Source organism: Comamonadaceae bacterium M7527 (assembly GCA_021044545.1).
Taxonomy (GTDB): Bacteria; Pseudomonadota; Gammaproteobacteria; order Burkholderiales; family Burkholderiaceae_C; genus RS62.
The window spans coordinates 1,373,617-1,392,726 of record CP087990.1 but is presented as its reverse complement, the minus strand read 5'-3'; the positions used below and the strand labels follow the sequence as shown (position 1 = coordinate 1,392,726).

Sequence of the window (19,110 nt, the reverse complement as noted above, 5' to 3'; positions counted from 1 at the left end):
GTTTGGCGGCTGCGCCCAGCCAGGTCGCAGATAAGGACGGCAGCAACGCTGTTCGCCTTGCTGGGGTTGGCAGCTTGTCAAACAAGGCCTAACGCAGGCGACCAGGCCTTGATTGATGTGGCCAGCCAGCGTGAGCAGGCTCAGCAATCGGTAAAGGCGTTGAGCGCCCAAGCGTTGCCGCCCGTTGCAGCGCCAACGGTTGACTCGACGCTCGCCAAGGTGGTGCCACCCGAATCTGCCTACGCACTGAAACCTGATGCCCCGCGCTCTGAGACAACAGCGCTCCCAGACCAAGAGCCCAAGCTGACCCTGGACGTCACCAATGCGCCTATTCAGAGTGTGTTGCAGGCTATCGCGCAAGTCGCTGGTGTGAACTTGGTGCTGGCCGACGGTGTAAAGGGGCAGGTGAGCGTGCAGTTGCAAGATGTGGCTTGGCGCGCTGCCTTGCAGGCGTTGCTAAGAGCCAATGACTTGGGCATGAGTCAAGCCGGTGATGTGATGTGGGTGGCACCCAGGGTGCAGATACTGGCCGAGCGGCGTCAACGCTTGCAAGCGCAGCTGGCCGATATAGCCTTGGTGCCGTTGCAAACAAAGGCCTACCAAATGAACTACGCCAAAGCCGTAGACGTGGCAGCCTATTTGACAGGCTCCAAAACCCGCACCAGCGTCAGCAAAGCGAAGGACTCGCCAGATGCCTTGCTGGCCAATGCCCAGCAGCAAGACCAGGGCTTGGGGCTAACAGGTGTGTTGAGCAGCCGTGGCAGTGTGATGCCAGAGCCGCGCACCAACCAGCTGTTTGTCAGTGATGTGCCCAGCAGTTTGGTACGTGTGGCCGAGCTTATTGCGCACATTGACGTGCCTGTGCGCCAAGTGCTGATAGAGGCCAGAATTGTGGAAGCCGATGACAGTTTCAGCCAAGAGCTGGGTGCGCGCCTGGGTGGCGGTGTGGTGCCCAGTGTTGGTGTTGGCCCTGTGCGCGGTGTGATTGGACCCAGCTTTGATGCGGTGTCTGGACAATTGGGTGGTGGCACCACGCCTTTTGTGAACTTGCCCTCAGCTGGCGTGGGTGGCTATCCGGCGGCTAATTTTGCAGTGTCCTTGTTTACGCCAGACGCTACGCGGTTTATCAACCTGGAGTTGTCGGCGCTGGAGGCCGACGGGCGCGGCGTTATTGTGTCCCGTCCCAGTATCGTCACGGCCGACCAAGTGAAAGCGCTTATTGAACAGGGCACCGAATACCCTTACCAGTCCACGACCAGCAATGGCGGCTCATCGGTGATGTTTAGGCGTGCGACGCTGCGCTTGGCCGTGGTGCCACACATCACGCCGCATGGCCAAGTCATGCTCAGCGTTGACATCAACAAAGACAGCAGAGGCGAGACCACCGCGCAAGGTGTTGCCATCAACACCAAGCATGTGCAAACGCAAGTGTTGGTAGATAACGCGGGCACGGCGGTGATAGGCGGTATATTTGAGCGCTACGACAGGAACGCCGACACCAAAGTCCCGTTACTGGGGGACTTACCGGGACTGGGCGTGTTGTTTCGCAATCGATCAAGCCGGTCTGACAAGTCGGAGATGCTGGTATTTTTAACGCCGCACATTTTGCAGGCCCCACGCACCAAGCGAGAAACTATTTCCACGCTTGGCGGCTACGGACGGGGAGGGTCTGTAAACTAGGCAGTCCCATTTTTAAAAGTTTAGCCACTGGTCACCATGTCTGTTATTGCGATTGTCGGCATGCCTGGATCTGGCAAAACAACGGTGGGCAGGCATTTGGCCAAGCGCCTCAACTTGCGCTTTGTAGACAGCGATCACGAAATTGAACGTGAGTTGGGCTGCTCTATCAAGCAGTATTTTGAGGTGGAGGGTGAGCAAGCCTTCAGGGACGTTGAGCAGCGCGTAATTGCCGATTTGTGCCAGCACCCACCCACAGACGGATTTGACGGCACAGTCATAGCCACTGGTGGTGGCGCGGTGTTGCGCAGTGACAACCGCCATGCGCTGCGTGCCCATGCATGGGTGGTGTACCTGCGATCTAACCCGCTGGAGTTGGCCAAGCGCTTGCGTTTTGATAAATCCCGCCCGCTGCTGCAAGGCGGCAATGCCGCCAGGCGCTTGCAAGACTTGTTTGCTCAGCGCGATGGTTTTTACAAAGAGACGGCGCACTTTACCGCTGACACAGGTCGCCCCAGTGTGCACATGCTGGTGAACACCATTGCCATGCAATTCGAGATGCGCGGCCTCACGCAGTGAGTTAAACACCCACATACAACTACCAGCTTATTTCTCATGACCATTCAATCAACATTGCCCGCATTTTCAGCGCAGTTGCCTGCCAAGGGTTTGGTGCGCATTGACTTGGGCGCGCGCAGCTATGACATACACGTGGCCGACCACGCCTTTGCCAATGCTGCGTTTTGGCAAGGTTTGCCTGCGGCTCAAACCGCCATGGTGGTGAGCAACACCACGGTAGCGCCTTTGTACTTGCAAGCACTCACTGATGCCATTGCGCCGCATTACAAGCGCGTGCTGTCGGTGGTGTTACCCGATGGCGAGGCGCACAAGGATTGGCAGCATGTGCAACTGATATTTGACGCGCTACTGTCTCAGCAATGCGACCGCAAAACGGTGCTGTTCGCATTGGGTGGTGGCGTTATCGGTGACATGACAGGCTTTGCAGCCGCCAGCTACATGCGCGGCGTGCCGTTTGTGCAGGTGCCCACCACGCTGTTGTCACAAGTCGACTCGTCCGTGGGCGGTAAAACTGGTGTGAACCATCCACTTGGCAAAAACATGATTGGCGCCTTCTACCAGCCTGCGCGTGTGGTGTGTGACCTCAGTGCGTTGTCCACCTTGCCTGCACGCGAGATGAGCGCTGGTCTGGCTGAGGTGATCAAGTATGGTCCCATTGCCGACATGGCGTTTTTTGACTGGCTGCAAGTCAATATGGCCAAGCTGCGCGCGGGTGACACAGCGCTATTGGCTGCAGCGGTGCAGCGCAGCTGCGAGATCAAGGCTTGGGTAGTGGCGCAGGATGAGCGCGAAGCCGGCATACGCGCCATTCTCAATTTTGGCCATACCTTTGGCCACGCTATTGAGGCTGGTATGGGCTATGGCGCGTGGCTGCATGGTGAGGCCGTGGGATGCGGCATGGTCATGGCAGCGCACTTGTCGCAGCGCTTGGGCTTTGTTGATGCGGCCTATGTGCAGCGCTTAACCGATTTGGTGCGGGCTGCAGGCTTGCCCACCATGGGCCCTCGTTTGCAAAATGCACGAGGCGACAGCTCAGCTGATATTTACTTGGGTCACATGCGCGTGGACAAAAAAGCTGAGGGCGGCCAGGTGAACTTTGTATTGGTACAACGGGATGGCTTGGCCACCATAGCTGCTGCAAACGACGCCTTGGTACGTGACGTTCTTGACCAAACCTGCGAAGCGGCGCTGAGCTAAGGCCCAGCAGCAGCTGCATGCAACAAGTGCTAGCACCCTACGCCAGCCACCCAGAGATGAGCCGGGGGCGTTTGTTTGCCCAAGTCGCGGCGCTTACACGCAACGACTACCAGCGTGACCGCGACCGCGTGATTCACAGCAGCGCGTTTAGGCGCTTGGTCTACAAAACCCAGGTGTTTTTAAACCACGAAGGCGACTTGTTTCGTACCCGCTTAACCCACTCGCTGGAGGTTGCTCAGTTGGGGCGCAGTTTGGCGCGTAGTTTGGGGCTTCATGAAGACCTGGTGGAGGCCATAGCCTTGGCTCACGACTTGGGCCATACGCCTTTTGGCCATGCCGGCCAAGACGCCCTAGATGCCTGTATGCGCGGTCTGCAATCCGGACCAGACGCCACAGGGTTTGAGCACAACCTGCAAAGCCTGCGCGTGGTCGATACGCTTGAGCGGCGTTACCCAGAGCATGACGGCCTGAATCTGACGTTTGAGACACGCGAAGGTATTTTGAAACACTGCTCGGCTGGCAACGCAAGGCGACTAGAAGCCATACGCCCCAACGATGTGGGTGCTAGGTTTTTGAATGGCACAGTGCCAAGCCTGGAGGCTCAGCTGTGCAACTTGGCCGACGAGATTGCTTACAACGCCCACGACGTAGACGACGGTGTGCGCTCTGGCCTGATTGACTTTGAACAATTGCAAGCGGTGGAGTTGGTGGCCCAGCACACAGCGGACACGTTGCGCGCCCATCCCAAATTAACGGGGCGGCGCTTGTTGGCTGAGACCATACGACGCATGCTCACGGCCCAAGTGTTTGATGTGCTGACACACACCAGCCAAGCGCTCAAAGACAATGGCATTGCCAGCGCGGATGATGCGCGCAGACACGGTAAAGCCCTGGTGGGTTTTAGCGCCCACATGCGCAGGTGTTCAATCGAGTTAAAGCAATTTTTGTTTGCCAATCTGTACCGCCATCGGCAAGTGCAAGACACCACCAGCGTGCCAAGCAAGTGGTGGCTGACTTGTTCGTGGTGTACATGCAAGACGCCACTGCCATGCCCGAGCATTACCAAAGCTATGCCAGGCATGAGCGCGCAGTAGCTGACTACATCGCCGGTATGACGGACCGATTTGCCATTCAGTCGCATGTGCGCCTGACTGGGCAACGGTTGTTCAATAGCCTGGAAGGCACGCATGGCTAGGCTGCCAAGGTTGGCGGTGCCAGGTTTTGCCCACCATGTGATGGTGCGCGGCAATAACCGTCAGGCTATTTTTGTTGACGATGCCGACAGGCTCAAATGGCTGGAACTACAGGCCAAGTTCGCCAGAGAGTTTGAGGTGCAGGTCCACGCCTATGTGTTGATGGACAATCACGTGCATTTGCTGGTTACGCCCACCACAGATCAGGGCTTACCCAAGTTCATGCAGTTTGTGGGGCGTCAATATGTCAGTTGGTTTAACCGTCGTCACAGCCGTACAGGCACCTTGTGGGAGGGACGCTACAAGTCCAGCATCATCCAGTCTGAACGCTACCTTCTTAATTGCATGATTTATATGGATTTAAATCCCGTGCGCGCCGCCATGGTGAGCCACCCCGCTGCCTATCCTTGGTCCAGTTACATGCACTACGCGGGCATGCAGGTTGACAACGCGCTCACGCCTCATCCGCTGCAATGGAACCTGGGCAACACGCCTTTTGCCCGAGAGGCTTCTTACAAGGCCTTGGTGGCTGCGGGCTTGGCCAACAGCGTGGCCAATCAGCTCACAGACTACACCTTGAAGTCGTGGGCTTTGGGTGACACTCGCTTTATAGAAAGCTTGCAATCCAAAACACCTAGACGCTTGTCCAAAGCCTCTGCCGGGCGTCCATTCAAAAAAACGGTAGCGTAAAAAACAATAGATTGTTGTTTTGTTTGATTTATTAGATGTGTCCCTAATTAAATAACTGAATCAGTTTTGAAAAATTAATTGGGATCTGACCCTAATTGTTTGTGTTGATGAGACTGGGGTTTGCCCTTATGCTCGTCAGTATTGCAAAAAGCTATCAGGAGTTGAGCGTGGAACAACAAAAAAACATTGATTTGGCCTTGAGTGAGGCGGCACGGGTTGGTTTGTATGACAGGGCCATGGAGCACGACGCTTGTGGTGTGGGTTTTGTCGCGCACATCAAGGGTCAAAAAAATCACGCCATCGTCACGCAGGCGCTGCAGATTCTTGAAAACCTGGACCACCGCGGTGCGGTGGGTGCGGATGCTTTGATGGGCGACGGTGCCGGTTTGCTCATTCAGTTGCCCGACACCTTGTACCGCGAAGAAATGGCCAAGCAGGGCGTTACCCTGCCACCACCTGGTGAATACGGGGTGGGCTTGGTGTTTTTGCCAAAGGAAAATGCGTCTCGCTTGGCGTGTATCCAAGAGATGGAGCGCGCCATCAAGGCAGAAGGCCAAGTGCTGCTGGGCTGGCGCGACGTGCCTGTGAACCGCGACATGCCTATGTCGCCCACTGTGCGCGATAAAGAACCCATCATGTGCCAAGTGTTCATTGGCCGCGGCAACGACGTGATTGTGCAAGACGCGTTAGAGCGCAAGTTGTACGTCATTCGCAAAACCGCCAGCGCCAATATCCAGCGCTTGAAGCTGACGCACTCCAGCGAGTACTACGTGCCCAGCATGTCTACCCGCACCATTGTGTACAAGGGTTTGTTGCTGGCCAACCAAGTGGGCGAGTACTTCCTGGACTTGCAAGACCCACGCTGCACCTCGGCCTTGGGCTTGGTGCACCAGCGTTTTTCTACCAACACCTTCCCAGAGTGGCCATTGGCCCACCCTTACCGCTATGTGGCGCACAACGGTGAGATCAACACCGTGAAGGGTAACTTCAACTGGATGCGTGCACGCGAAGGCGTGATGAGCTCTCCCGTTCTGGGCGACGACTTGAAAAAGCTCTACCCCATCAGTTTTGCAGACCAGTCAGACACCGCCACGTTTGACAACTGTCTTGAGCTATTGACCATGGCGGGTTACCCCATTGCGCAGGCCGTGATGATGATGATTCCGGAGCCATGGGAGCAGCACGCCACCATGGACAAGCGCCGTCGCGCGTTTTACGAGTACCACGCCGCGATGATGGAGCCGTGGGACGGCCCAGCCTCTATCGTATTTACTGATGGCCGCCAAATTGGTGCCACGCTAGACCGCAATGGCTTGCGCCCATCGCGCTACTGCATCACCGACGATGACATGGTCATCATGGGCTCAGAGGCGGGTGTGTTGCCAGTGCCAGAGGCTAAGATTGTGCGCAAGTGGCGCTTGCAGCCGGGCAAGATGTTTTTGATTGACCTTGAGCAAGGTCGCATGATCAACGACGAAGAGCTCAAGGCCGGCTTGGCCAACGCCAAGCCTTACACGCAGTGGATTGAAAACCTGCGCTACAAGTTGGACGAGGTTGAGGCCAACGAGGCGCCAGCACCTGTGACAAAGCCGCTAGACCAGCGCGCGCTGTTGGACCAGCAACAAGCCTTTGGCTACACCCAAGAGGACATCAAGTTTTTGATGAGCCCTATGGCTGCCAACGGCGAAGAGGCCCTGGGCTCAATGGGCAACGACAGCCCATTGGCTGTGTTGTCTGACAAAAACAAGCCGCTGTACAACTACTTCAAGCAGCTGTTTGCGCAGGTGACCAACCCACCCATTGACCCCATTCGCGAAGCGATTGTGATGTCGCTGGTGTCGTTTATTGGCCCCAAGCCCAACTTGCTGGACATCAACCAAGTCAATCCGCCCATGCGTCTTGAGGTGAAGCAGCCTGTGCTGGATGTCGCCGACATGGACAAGTTGCGCCACATCGACCAATACACACACGGTAAATTTCGCAGCCACACACTGGATATCACCTATCCCGTGTCCTGGGGTAGTGAGGGCGTAGAGGCCAAACTGGCCTCACTGTGCGCCGAGGCGGTTGATGCCATTCGTACCGGCAGCAATATCTTGATCGTGAGCGACAAAGCCATGTCGGCCACACAAATCGCCATACCTGCGCTGTTGGCTATGTCGGCTGTTCACCAGCACTTGGTGCGCGAAGGCTTGCGCACATCAACAGGCTTGGTGGTTGAGACTGGCTCTGCGCGCGAGGTGCACCACTTTGCCGTATTGGCTGGTTTTGGTGCCGAGGCGGTTCACCCCTACCTGGCCATGGACACACTGGCACAGTTGCACGCCAACTTGCCAGGCGACTTGTCCGCCGAAAAAGCCATTGCCAACTACGTCAAGGCGATTGGCAAGGGCTTGTCAAAAATCATGTCCAAAATGGGCGTGTCAACGTACATGAGTTACTGCGGTGCTCAGTTGTTTGAGGCCATTGGTTTGAACGCGGCGTTCATCAAACAATACTTCAGCAACACACCCAGCCGTGTAGAGGGTATTGGCGTGTTCGAGGTGGCGCAAGAAGCGATTCGCATGCACGAATTGGCATTTGGTAACGCTCCCGTGCTGGCCAACATGCTGGATGCTGGCGGCGAGTACGCGTGGCGCAGCCGCGGCGAAGAGCACATGTGGACACCAGACGCGATTGCCAAGTTGCAGCACAGCACACGTGCCAACAACTGGAACAGCTACAAAGAGTACGCACAAATCATCAACGACCAAACCCGTCGCCACATGACTTTGCGCGGCCTGTTTGAGTTCAAGCTAGACCCGGCCAAAGCCATCTCGGTTGATGAGGTCGAGCCAGCTGCTGAAATCGTCAAACGCTTTGCCACCGGCGCCATGTCCTTGGGTTCTATCTCAACCGAGGCGCACGCAACCCTTGCCGTTGCCATGAACCGTATTGGCGGCAAGAGCAACACAGGTGAGGGTGGTGAAGACCCGGCGCGCTACCGCAATGAGCTCAAAGGCATACCGATAAAGAGCGGTGAATCACTGCGCTCCATCATTGGCGAGTCGCGCGTTGAGGTCGATGTGCCGTTGTTGGCGGGTGACTCCCTGCGCTCACGCATCAAGCAAGTCGCATCGGGCCGTTTTGGTGTGACGGCTGAATACCTGAGCAGCGCGGACCAAATCCAGATCAAGATGGCGCAAGGTGCCAAGCCTGGTGAGGGTGGCCAATTGCCAGGCGGCAAGGTCAGCGAGTACATTGGTGCGCTGCGCTATTCGGTGCCAGGCGTTGGTTTGATTTCGCCACCACCCCACCACGACATCTACTCCATTGAAGACTTGGCCCAGTTGATTCACGATCTCAAAAACGTGAACCCAGCCGCCAGTATTTCTGTGAAGCTGGTCTCGGAAATTGGCGTGGGCACTATTGCCGCAGGCGTATCGAAAGCCAAGGCCGATCACATCGTTATTGCCGGCCATGACGGCGGCACTGGTGCCTCACCCTGGTCGTCTATCAAGCACGCGGGCAGCCCCTGGGAAATCGGTTTGGCCGAGACCCAGCAAACCCTGGTGCTCAATCAACTGCGCGGTCGTGTCCGCCTGCAAGCCGACGGTCAAATGAAGACTGGGCGCGACGTGGTCATCGCGGGCTTGTTGGGTGCCGACGAAGTGGGCTTTGCCACCGCACCGCTGGTGGTAGAGGGCTGCATCATGATGCGCAAATGCCACCTCAACACCTGCCCGGTAGGCGTGGCCACACAAGACCCTGTGCTGCGTAAAAAATTCTCTGGCCAGCCAGAGCATGTGGTGAACTATTTCTTCTTTGTAGCCGAAGAGGCGCGCCAAATCATGGCGCAGTTGGGTATTCGCACGTTTGACGAACTCATTGGCCGTGCTGATTTGCTGGACATGCGCCAGGGCATAGAGCACTGGAAGGCCAAAGGTCTGGACTTTTCCCGCCTGTTCCACATCCCCAATGTGCCCGCGCACGTGCCACGCTTGCACGCAGACGTACAAGACCATGGCTTGGACAAAGCCTTGGATGTGCGCTTGATTGAGAAATCAAAAGCAGCCATTGAGCGCGGCGAAAAGGTCAAGTTCATGGATGTGGCGCGCAACGTCAACCGCACTGTGGGCGCCATGCTGTCGGGCGAGCTGGTCAAGCACCACCCTGAGGGTTTGCCAGACGACACCATCCACATCCAGCTTGAGGGTACAGGTGGTCAATCATTTGGCGCGTTCCTGGCCAAAGGTATCACCATGAACCTCATTGGTGAGGCCAACGACTACACCGGTAAAGGTCTTAGTGGCGGGCGCATCATGGTGCGTCCAAGCCTGGACTTCCGTGGCCGCTCAGAGCAGAACATCATCGTGGGCAACACTGTGATGTACGGCGCCACCACCGGTGAGGCCTTCTTTAGTGGTGTGGGTGGTGAGCGCTTTGCTGTGCGTTTGTCTGGTGCCTCCGCTGTTGTCGAGGGCGTGGGCGACCATGGCTGTGAATACATGACGGGCGGTACCGTGGTGGTATTGGGCGTCACCGGGCGCAACTTTGCCGCTGGTATGAGTGGCGGTGTGGCCTATGTGTACGACGAAGACGGTTTGTTCAATACCCGCGCCAACACAGCCATGGTGAGCTTGGACCGTGTCTTGTCAGACGCCGAGCAGCGCGCCAGCGTTGACCCTAGTATTTGGCACCGAGACCAGACAGACGAGGTGCAGCTAAAGGCCATGCTGGCAGACCACTTGCGCTACACCGGCTCACGCCGTGCACGTGAGTTGCTAGACAACTGGGACGCAGCGCGTGCCAAGTTTGTCAAGGTCTTCCCGCATGAGTACAAACGCGCCCTGGGCGAGTTGCACGCAGCCAAAGTGGCCGCGAGTGCAACCACCAAGGCCAAAACTGGCGCAACTGCATAAGCGGCATACAGGAGAACAATAATGGGAAAAATTACTGGATTTATGGAATTTGAGCGTTTGGAAGAGGGCTACGCAGCCCCCAAGGAGCGCCTGAAAAACTACAAAGAGTTTGTGATCGGTCTGGACGATGCAGGTGCCAAACAGCAGTCTGCGCGTTGTATGGACTGCGGCACACCGTTTTGCAACAACGGCTGCCCTGTCAACAACATCATCCCTGACTTCAATGAGTTGGTGTTTCAGGGTGACTGGAAAAACGCCATTGACGTGCTGCACAGCACCAACAACTTCCCCGAGTTCACAGGCCGCATTTGCCCAGCACCCTGCGAAGCCGCTTGTACGCTCAACGTTAACGACGACGCGGTAGGCATCAAGTCTATCGAGCACGCCATCATTGATCGCGCTTGGGCCGAGGACTGGGTGGTGCCACAAGTCAATAACCACAAAACGGGCAAGCGTGTGGCTATAGTGGGTTCCGGTCCAGCCGGTCTGGCCGCGGCACAGCAGTTGGCGCGTGCGGGCCATGATGTGACCGTGTTTGAGAAAAACGACCGCGTGGGTGGTTTGCTGCGTTATGGCATTCCTGACTTCAAAATGGAGAAGTCGCACATTGACCGTCGCGTTGAGCAAATGAAGGCCGAGGGCGTTGTTTTTAAAACCGGCGTCCTGGTGGCCAATATGCCCAAAGACAGTGTCGTGACCAACTGGTCTAAAGAGACGGTAAGCCCAGAGGCTTTAAAGGCCGAGTTTGACGCGGTGTTGCTGTCAGGCGGCTCAGAGCAGTCGCGTGACTTGCCCGTACCCGGTCGTGATTTGAGCGGCGTGCACTTCGCCATGGAGTTTTTGCCCCAGCAAAACAAGGTGAACGCGGGCGACAAGCTCAAGGACCAGCTGCGCGCTGACGGCAAGCACGTCATCGTCATTGGTGGCGGCGACACCGGCTCTGACTGTGTGGGTACCAGCAACCGCCATGGTGCAGTTTCTGTGACCCAGTTTGAGTTGATGCCCCAGCCGCCAGAGGTTGAAGACAAGCCCTTGGTGTGGCCATACTGGCCCATCAAGATGCGCACCAGCTCCAGCCACGAAGAGGGTTGCGTGCGTGAGTTTGCCATTGCCACCAAAGAATTCGTGGGTGAAAAAGGCAAAGTCACAGGCGTTAAAACCGTGCGCCTGGAGTGGAAAGACGGCAAGATGACCGAAGTTGCTGGCTCTGAGCAATTGCTAAAGGCCGACCTGGTGTTGTTGGCCATGGGCTTTGTCAATCCCGTGGCGACCGTGTTGGACGCCTTTGGTATTGACAAAGACGCTCGCGGCAATGCCCAAGCCGGGGTTGACGAAGAGGGGGGTACACCACCAACGTGGACAAGGTGTTTGCAGCTGGCGACATGCGACGCGGCCAAAGCTTGGTGGTCTGGGCTATTCGTGAGGGCAGGCAAGCGGCTAGGGCTATTGACCAGTACCTCATGGGCAGCAGTGTTTTGCCGCGATAATAGCCATATAGTTGTTTGGTGTTATTCGTGGTGGCCGGTGCTGTACTATTTGTTGTAACAGCGCCACTGGCAACGTTTATCATCATGATGACTGCCCATTACCAAGTGTGTTGGTGGTGGGCTTTATTATTTGGGTTACCGTGTCGCAAACGCCAGCTATCAGTTTCAGCCATGTCAGCTTCGCCTACAGCGAAGACGCGTCTGCACGCCGCATTTTGGATGGTGTTGACATAGACATACCCCAGGGCAAAGTCACCGCGCTCATGGGCGCATCAGGCTGCGGCAAAACCACGCTGCTGCGCCTCATCAGCGGCCAGTATCGGGCGTTGGGGGGTAGCGTCAAAGTGTTGGGCCAGGATGTGGCCCAACTCAGCCACAAGCAGCTGTACGCTGCACGCAGGCAAATGGGCATGTTGTTCCAGTTTGGTGCTTTGTTCACAGACATGTCTGTGTTTGACAACGTGGCGTTTCCGCTGCGCGAGCACACCAGGTTACCCGAGGTAATGGTGCGCGACATTGTGCTGATGAAGCTCAACGCCGTTGGTTTGCGCGGTGCGCGCGATTTGATGCCCGCTGAAATTTCTGGCGGCATGGCCAGGCGTGTGGCGCTGGCCAGGGCCATCGCACTGGACCCGGCGTTGATGATGTTCGACGAGCCCTTTGCCGGGCTGGACCCTATTTCTCTGGGAACAGCGGCCAAGCTCATACGCGAGCTCAATGACGCGCTGGGCATGACGTCTATTGTGGTGTCTCACGATGTAGAGGAAACCTTTGGCATTGCTCACCACGTGGTGATATTGGCCAACGGCAAAGTTGCGGTGCAAGGCACGCCGCAAGCGGTGCGCCAATGTGCCGACCCGCTGGTGCAGCAGTTTATTGGTGGCAGGGCTGATGGCCCTGTGCGCTTTCACTACCCCGCACCGGGCGTGCAAGCAGACCTGCTGGGAGCGTCATGATTGGTTTTGCCGCCAGTATTGGTTTTGGCGTTCGCCGCAGCCTGGCCAATATGGGCTATGCCTTGCGACTGCTGTTGGTGCTGCTCAAAGAGTCGGTGCTGGCACTGAAGCGCCCACGCTTGATCGCTGACCAAGTGCATTTTTTGGGCAATCACAGCTTGGCTATTATTGGCGTGTCTGGCTTGTTTGTCGGCTTTGTATTGGGCTTACAGGGCTACTACACCTTGCAGCGTTATGGTTCATCAGAGGCTTTGGGCTTGCTGGTGGCGCTGAGCTTGGTGCGCGAGCTGGGGCCTGTGGTGACGGCCCTGTTGTTTGCGGGGCGCGCCGGCACGGCGCTTACTGCCGAGATAGGCCTGATGAAAGCAGGCGAGCAGCTGGCTGCCATGGAAATTATGGCGGTAGACCCTGTGCGCCGCATATTGGCACCGCGTTTTGTGGGTGGCCTGATAGCCATGCCCATATTGGCGGCAGTCTTTAGTGCCGTGGGCATTATTGGTGGCTGGTTGGTGGGCGTGGTGATGATTGGCGTGGATTCGGGTTCGTTTTGGAGCCAAATGCAAAGCGGTGTCGATGTATGGCGTGACGTAGGCAACGGTGTCATCAAGAGCATGGTCTTTGGCTTGGCCGTTACCTTTATAGCCTTGTTACAGGGCTATGCCGCGTCCCCTACGCCAGAAGGCGTGTCAAGAGCGACTACGCGCACGGTGGTGGTGGCCTCCCTGATGGTGTTGGGCTTGGACTTCTTGCTAACCGCCATGATGTTCAGTATTTAATTTGTGAAGGTCAACTGCGCGTTGTACGCGGTTGTGAGGTGCAGTATGCAAAAGTCAAAAAGTGATGTGTGGGTAGGCTTGTTTGTGCTGATTGGCGCAGCGGCGTTGCTGTTTTTGGCACTCAAGTCTGCCAATTTGCTGCAGCTGAACTTTGCGCCAACCTACCAGGTGAGCGCCAGGTTTGACAACATTGGCGGCCTCAAGCCCAGTGCGGCTGTCAAGAGCGCCGGTGTGGTGGTGGGGCGCGTCAGCGACATCAGCTTTGACACCCAGCGTTTTCAGGCCACTGTCGTTCTTGACATGGACAAGCAATACGCATTTCCTGTAGATAGCTCACTCAAAATTCTCACCAGCGGTTTGCTGGGCGAGCAGTACATTGGCGTGCAAGCTGGGTTTGAAGAAGCCACCTGGGCCAGCGGCGCGGTGGTGACACAGACGCAGTCGGCCGTGGTGCTTGAAAACCTCATCAGCCAATTCTTGTTCAATAACTGCCAGCGGCAAAGACGAGAGCAAGTGATGGGTTGCACGCTGATCAGGCATTTATCAGCCACGTTGTTGTTGCTGACAGCCTTTGTGTTGGGCGGCTGTGCATCTGGCCCCAGCGCCCACGCCCAAGACCCGCTTGAGCCGTTTAACCGCACGATTTACACGTTCAACGATACGGCAGACCGCGTGGTGCTAAAGCCCGTCGCTGAAACCTATCAAGAGGTCACCCATCCTTTTGTGCGCACCACAGTGAGTAACTTCTTTGGCAACCTGGGCGATATCTGGTCTAGCTTGAACGCCGCATTGCAGCTGCGCCCAGTTGAGGCCACAACCAATTTCATGCGTTTTGTCGTCAATACAGGTTTGGGCTTTGGTGGCTTGGTTGACATAGCAACACCCATGGGTTTGACGAAAACCAGCCACGACCTGGGGCAAACCTTTGGCCGCTGGGGCGTGCCTATGGGGCCTTATATCGTGCTGCCGTTTGCGGGCCCATCTTCTTTAAGAGATTCGGCCAGCGGCTACGTCGAGCTCACCGGTAGCGGTGCGACAGAGCCCAACGATGTGGCCACGCGCAACACACTGAAGGTGGTGTCTGTTGTGAACAAGCGTGCCGACTTGCTAGACGCCAGCAACACACTGGATTCCATTGCTTTGGACAAGTACAGCCTGGTGCGCGACGTCTACCTCAAGCGCCGCATCGCTGCTACCCAGCCTATGTGGGTAGAGTCGCCCGCCGCGGATGACTGGGGCGATGCTGTCGGCGACGATGATGCGTGGGAGGCTGCACCCGCGGCTGGTCAGTAATTAAAACAATACAAACAGCTAAGGGTGCCCATGCTCAAAAAACTCAAACAATTGCTCATCCGTTGTGCAGCCACCAGCGCTGTTCTCGTGCTTGGGTGGTTTGCCTTGTCGGCGCAAGCTGGCGTCGAGGCGCCTAACGCGCTGATTGCGCGCACCGCCAACGAAGTGATTGCCTTGGTCAAGTCTGACCCGCAGCTGATGGCTGGCGACGTGAACCGTTTAAAGGCTGTGGTCGATGAGCGCGTCATGCCGCATGTGGACTTTGCACGCATGACAGCCTCGGCGGTGGGCAGGGCTTGGCGGGGTGCCACGCCATCCCAAAAAGAGCGTTTGCAGGCCGAGTTCAAAACGCTGCTGATTCGCACCTATGCAGGCGCTGTTAAGCAGATGAAAGACCGCAGCATAGAAGTCAAGCCTATGCGCATGGTGGACGGCGATACCCGCGCTACCGTGCGTTCTCGCGTGGTGGGTGGCGGCGGCGAGCCCATTCCCATGGACTACCGCATGGTGTTGTCCGATACGGGCTGGAAGATCGTGGACATCAATGTGTTGGGCTTGTGGCTGATCGAAACCTACCGCACCCAGTTCGCCTCGGTTAGCGGCGGTGATGATGTAGATGGCTTGATCAAGGCCTTGGCGCAGCTCAATACAGCTGCCGCGCAACAAGACGTCCAGTAACAGCCATCAGGTGTCACCCATAACCAACGCCATGACCGCCATTGCACTACCCGCCACCATCACGCACGACAATGCGCAATCTGTGTTGTCGGCGCTGAGTCGTCAAATGCCTGCTGAAGGTGTGGTGGGTATTGATGCCGGTGCTTTAGCCAAGTTTGACTCCAGCGCCATCAGTGTGTTGTTGGGGCTGGCGCGCAAGGCACAGGCCCATGGCCAGGTGATTTGGGTGGCCAACTGGCCAGAATTGTTGTGGTCGTTGGTGCAGGCCTATGACGTGGCGCAAGTGCTAGGTCACATGCCTGATCAGATCACGGACCAAATCCCTAGCCAGGCTAATTGAGCTCAAGTCGCGCCCGTTGGGCACGCATTCAACGGGCAGACTAAAATAAGCGGCTAATGTCTGCACTATCCTTTAAAAACGTCTCCAAGACGTACCGAACCGCCAAAGGCGACTTCCAAGCTCTATCTGATGTCAGTTTCGAGATTGGCGAAGGTGAATTTTTTGGTTTGTTAGGCCCCAACGGGGCTGGAAAAACCACTCTCATCAGCATTTTGGCGGGCCTAAGTCATGCCACATCCGGCGAAGTGCGTGTGAACGGCTTTGACGTTGTTAAAGACTACGCGCAAGCCCGCCGCAACTTGGGCGTGGTGCCGCAAGAGCTGGTGTTTGACCCGTTTTTCACCGTGCGCGAAGCGCTGCGCTTTCAAAGTGGCTACTTTGGCATCACCAACAACGACCAGTGGATAGATGACTTGCTGTTGGGCCTGGGCCTTGCAGACAAGGCTGCGTCCAACATGCGTGCTTTGTCTGGTGGTATGAAGCGCCGCGTTCTGGTGGCGTTGGCCTTGGTGCACAAGCCACCGGTGATTGTTCTCGACGAGCCCACAGCGGGTGTGGACGTAGAGCTGCGCCAAACACTGTGGCAGTTTGTGTCGCACCTGAACAAGCAAGGCACCGCTGTGTTGCTGACCACGCACTACCTGGAAGAGGCAGAGGCCTTGTGTTCGCGTTTGGCTATGCTTAAAAAAGGCCAGTTGGTGGCCCTTGAAAAAACCAGTGATTTGCTTGAGCGGGCCTCTACCAGCATGCTGCGTTTCAAGTTGGACACGCCCTTGCCGCCCGCGTTGCAAGCTATTGCCCGTATCACCGGGCGCATTGTGCAACTGCCAGCACCCAACGCGCAAGTGGTTGAGGACATATTGGCCCAGGTGCGTGCGGCAGGTGGTTTGGCCGAGCAAGTAGAGATTCGACCTGCAGACTTGGAAGACGTGTTTTTGGCCGTTATGGAGAAGCAATCATGACCGGCTGGCAAACCCTTTTTTACAAAGAGATTCTGCGTTTCTGGAAGGTGGGCTTTCAAACCGTGGCTGCGCCCGTTCTCACGGCCATGATGTACATGCTTATTTTTGGCCATGTACTGCAAGGCCGGGTGCAGGTGTATGACGGTGTGGCTTACATCGCCTTCCTGGTGCCTGGCTTGGCCATGATGAGCATGTTGCAAAACGCCTTTTCAAACAGCTCGTCCTCGCTGATTCAAAGCAAGGTCATGGGCAACCTCATTTTCTTGATGCTCACACCCTTGTCGCATTGGGCCTGGTTTTGGGCTTATGTGGCTTCCAGCGTGGTGCGCGGTTTGGCCGTGGGTGCAGGGGTTATTGCGGTCACCAGCTGGTACGGCGGCTTGCATCTTGAGTACCCCTTGTGGGTGATCGTCTACGCCGCTTTAGGTTGCGGCTTGATGGGCGCCATGGGCATTGTGGCGGGCTTGTGGGCTGAAAAGTTTGACCAGCTCGCGGCGTTTCAAAACTTTGTCATCATGCCCATGACATTTTTAAGTGGCGTTTTTTACTCTATTCACTCGCTGCCCCCCATGTGGCAAACCGTGAGTCACTTCAACCCGTTTTTTTACATGATTGATGGCTTTCGCTACGGCTTTTTTGGTCACAGCGACGTTTCACCCTGGATGAGCCTAACCGTGGTGGGCGTGGCATTTGTAGTAGTGGGTGCGGTGGCAGAGTACATGCTGCGCACAGGCTACAAAGTGCGTCACTAATCCTTCCCAACCTTGCATGACAAAGACCTGGAACAGACCATGACAGACCAACAGCTACACGACATCATCAGCGCGGGCATGGCCTGCAACCATCTTGAAGTTAGCGGTGACGGACGCCATTGGTCTGCTGTGATCGTGTCGTCCGAGTTTGAGGGCTTGCGCGCTATTGCACGTCACAAGCTTGTGTATGCAGCATTGGGTGGGCGCATACAAACAGATGAGGTGCACGCCCTGTCCATGAAAACCTTTACGCCCAGCGAGTGGGCGCAGCAGGCCTAACAAGTTCTTTAATTCGTTCACATTATTCAGTCGCCAACATGGATCAACTTCGCATCACCGGTGGACAAGCACTCAACGGCAGCATTTCAATTGCGGGTGCCAAAAACGCCACCTTGCCTGAACTGTGCGCTGCACTGCTGAGTGAGCAGCCCGTTACGCTGACCAACGTGCCAGCCCTGCAAGATGTGCGTACCATGCTCAAGCTGATTGAGAGCATGGGGGTGGCCGTGGACAACCGCGTGGCAGACAGCAACTCTGTGGTGCTCAACGCAGGCAGCCTCAATAAAACAGAGGCGCACTACGATTTGGTGAAAACCATGCGTGCGTCTATTTTGGTGCTGGGCCCGCTATTGGCTAGGTTTGGTAAAGCACGCGTCTCGTTGCCGGGAGGTTGTGCCATTGGCTCACGCCCCGTTGACCAGCACATCAAAGGTCTGGAGGCTATGGGCGCGGTGATCACTGTGGCGCATGGCTACATTGAGGCGTCATTGCCAGCGGGCCAAAGCCGATTAAAGGGCGCGCACATCACCACAGACATGGTGACGGTCACTGGTACAGAAAACTTCATGATGGCCGCGGCCCTGGCAGAAGGCGTTACGGTTTTGGAAAATGCGGCGCAAGAACCAGAAATCACCGATTTGGCCGAGATGCTCATCAAGATGGGCGCGCGTATTGAAGGCCATGGCACCAGCCGTATTCGCATTGACGGCGTTGCCAGCCTGGGCGGTTGTGAGCATGCCGTGGTGGCCGACCGCATTGAGACGGGCACGTTTTTGTGTGCTGTGGCTGTGACGGGTGGCGATGTGGTGTTGCACAACGCCAGAGGCGACCACTTGGACGCGGTCATTGACAAGCTGCGCGAGGCGGGTGTGACGGTAGAGTCCGTGGCCCAGGGCTTACGCGTGCAAAGCGCAGGCGCTGCCAGCCTGAAGGCCCAGTCTTTCCGTACCACGGAGTACCCGGGTTTCCCCACCGACATGCAAGCGCAGTTTATGGCGCTGAACGTCGTGGCATCTGGTGCTTCCACGGTGATTGAAACCATTTTTGAAAACCGCTTTATGCACGTGCAGGAAATGCAACGTTTGGGTGCGCACATCACCGTAGAGGGCAAGACTGCGGTGATTGGCGGTGGTGCCAGGCTGTCAGCCGCCCATGTGATGGCTACAGACTTGCGGGCTTCTGCCAGCTTGGTGATAGCCGCGCTTGTGGCCGATGGGGACACCACTGTCGAGCGTGTGTACCACCTGGACCGTGGCTACGACCGCATGGAAGTGAAGCTACGAAGCTTGGGCGCCTGCATAGAGCGCGTGTCTGACAAAGCCAGCTGAGCTGTCCCACTGAATCACTCCA

General features: G+C 56.7%; 14 protein-coding genes and 3 pseudogenes. All 17 read left to right on the top strand.

The window, feature by feature from the left end; all coding sequences use genetic code 11:
- The first annotated feature begins 57 nt into the window (after positions 1-57).
- The 17 genes and pseudogenes from pilQ (at position 58) to murA (ending at position 19,088) form a co-directional block, all read left to right on the top strand.
- Positions 58-1,680, top strand: coding sequence for a type IV pilus secretin PilQ (pilQ, locus tag LN050_06835; protein ID UFS55551.1), 1,623 nt, complete (start codon positions 58-60; stop codon positions 1,678-1,680).
- A gap of 36 nt (positions 1,681-1,716) precedes the next feature.
- The gene (locus LN050_06830) at positions 1,717-2,256 is read left to right on the top strand and encodes a shikimate kinase (GenBank protein UFS55550.1); all 540 of its coding nucleotides are present in this window, start codon (positions 1,717-1,719) and stop codon (positions 2,254-2,256) included.
- 36 nt (positions 2,257-2,292) lie between these two features.
- The gene (gene aroB / locus LN050_06825; protein ID UFS55549.1) at positions 2,293-3,453 is read left to right on the top strand and encodes a 3-dehydroquinate synthase; all 1,161 of its coding nucleotides are present in this window, start codon (positions 2,293-2,295) and stop codon (positions 3,451-3,453) included.
- A 17-nt stretch (positions 3,454-3,470) separates the two neighbouring features.
- Positions 3,471-4,648, top strand: a pseudogene (locus tag LN050_06820) (deoxyguanosinetriphosphate triphosphohydrolase).
- A complete protein-coding gene (locus LN050_06815; GenBank protein ID UFS55548.1) occupies positions 4,641-5,336 on the top strand; it encodes a transposase in 696 nt (231 codons plus the stop codon). Before LN050_06820 ends, LN050_06815 begins: the two are co-directional and overlap by 8 nt.
- A gap of 236 nt (positions 5,337-5,572) precedes the next feature.
- A complete protein-coding gene (locus tag LN050_06810; GenBank protein UFS57352.1) occupies positions 5,573-10,237 on the top strand; it encodes a glutamate synthase subunit alpha in 4,665 nt (1,554 codons plus the stop codon).
- Positions 10,238-10,258: 21 nt separating this feature from the next.
- Positions 10,259-11,724 (top strand): annotated as a pseudogene (locus LN050_06805) (glutamate synthase subunit beta).
- 158 nt (positions 11,725-11,882) lie between these two features.
- A complete protein-coding gene (locus tag LN050_06800) occupies positions 11,883-12,680 on the top strand; it encodes an ABC transporter ATP-binding protein (protein ID UFS57351.1) in 798 nt (265 codons plus the stop codon).
- Positions 12,677-13,456, top strand: a complete 780-nt coding sequence (gene mlaE / locus LN050_06795) for a lipid asymmetry maintenance ABC transporter permease subunit MlaE (protein ID UFS55547.1) — start codon at positions 12,677-12,679, stop codon at positions 13,454-13,456. Before LN050_06800 ends, mlaE begins: the two co-directional genes overlap by 4 nt.
- A gap of 45 nt (positions 13,457-13,501) precedes the next feature.
- Positions 13,502-13,942 (top strand): annotated as a pseudogene (mlaD, locus tag LN050_06790) (outer membrane lipid asymmetry maintenance protein MlaD).
- A 30-nt stretch (positions 13,943-13,972) separates the two neighbouring features.
- Positions 13,973-14,749, top strand: coding sequence for a VacJ family lipoprotein (locus tag LN050_06785; protein UFS57350.1), 777 nt, complete (start codon positions 13,973-13,975; stop codon positions 14,747-14,749).
- A gap of 30 nt (positions 14,750-14,779) precedes the next feature.
- On the top strand, positions 14,780-15,427 hold the full coding sequence (locus LN050_06780; GenBank protein ID UFS55546.1) for an ABC transporter substrate-binding protein: 648 nt from the start codon (positions 14,780-14,782) through the stop codon (positions 15,425-15,427).
- 31 nt (positions 15,428-15,458) lie between these two features.
- Positions 15,459-15,767, top strand: coding sequence for an STAS domain-containing protein (locus LN050_06775; GenBank protein UFS55545.1), 309 nt, complete (start codon positions 15,459-15,461; stop codon positions 15,765-15,767).
- A 56-nt stretch (positions 15,768-15,823) separates the two neighbouring features.
- Complete coding sequence (locus LN050_06770; GenBank protein ID UFS55544.1) at positions 15,824-16,729, top strand: ABC transporter ATP-binding protein; 906 nt, start codon at positions 15,824-15,826, stop codon at positions 16,727-16,729.
- The gene (locus tag LN050_06765; protein UFS55543.1) at positions 16,726-17,481 is read left to right on the top strand and encodes an ABC transporter permease; all 756 of its coding nucleotides are present in this window, start codon (positions 16,726-16,728) and stop codon (positions 17,479-17,481) included. The genes LN050_06770 and LN050_06765 overlap by 4 nt, the downstream gene beginning before the upstream one ends.
- A gap of 39 nt (positions 17,482-17,520) precedes the next feature.
- Positions 17,521-17,760 (top strand): BolA/IbaG family iron-sulfur metabolism protein, encoded by a 240-nt coding sequence (locus LN050_06760; GenBank protein UFS55542.1) that lies wholly within the window; start codon positions 17,521-17,523, stop codon positions 17,758-17,760.
- Positions 17,761-17,798: 38 nt separating this feature from the next.
- Positions 17,799-19,088, top strand: coding sequence for a UDP-N-acetylglucosamine 1-carboxyvinyltransferase (gene murA / locus LN050_06755; GenBank protein ID UFS55541.1), 1,290 nt, complete (start codon positions 17,799-17,801; stop codon positions 19,086-19,088).
- Positions 19,089-19,110: the final 22 nt, after the last annotated feature.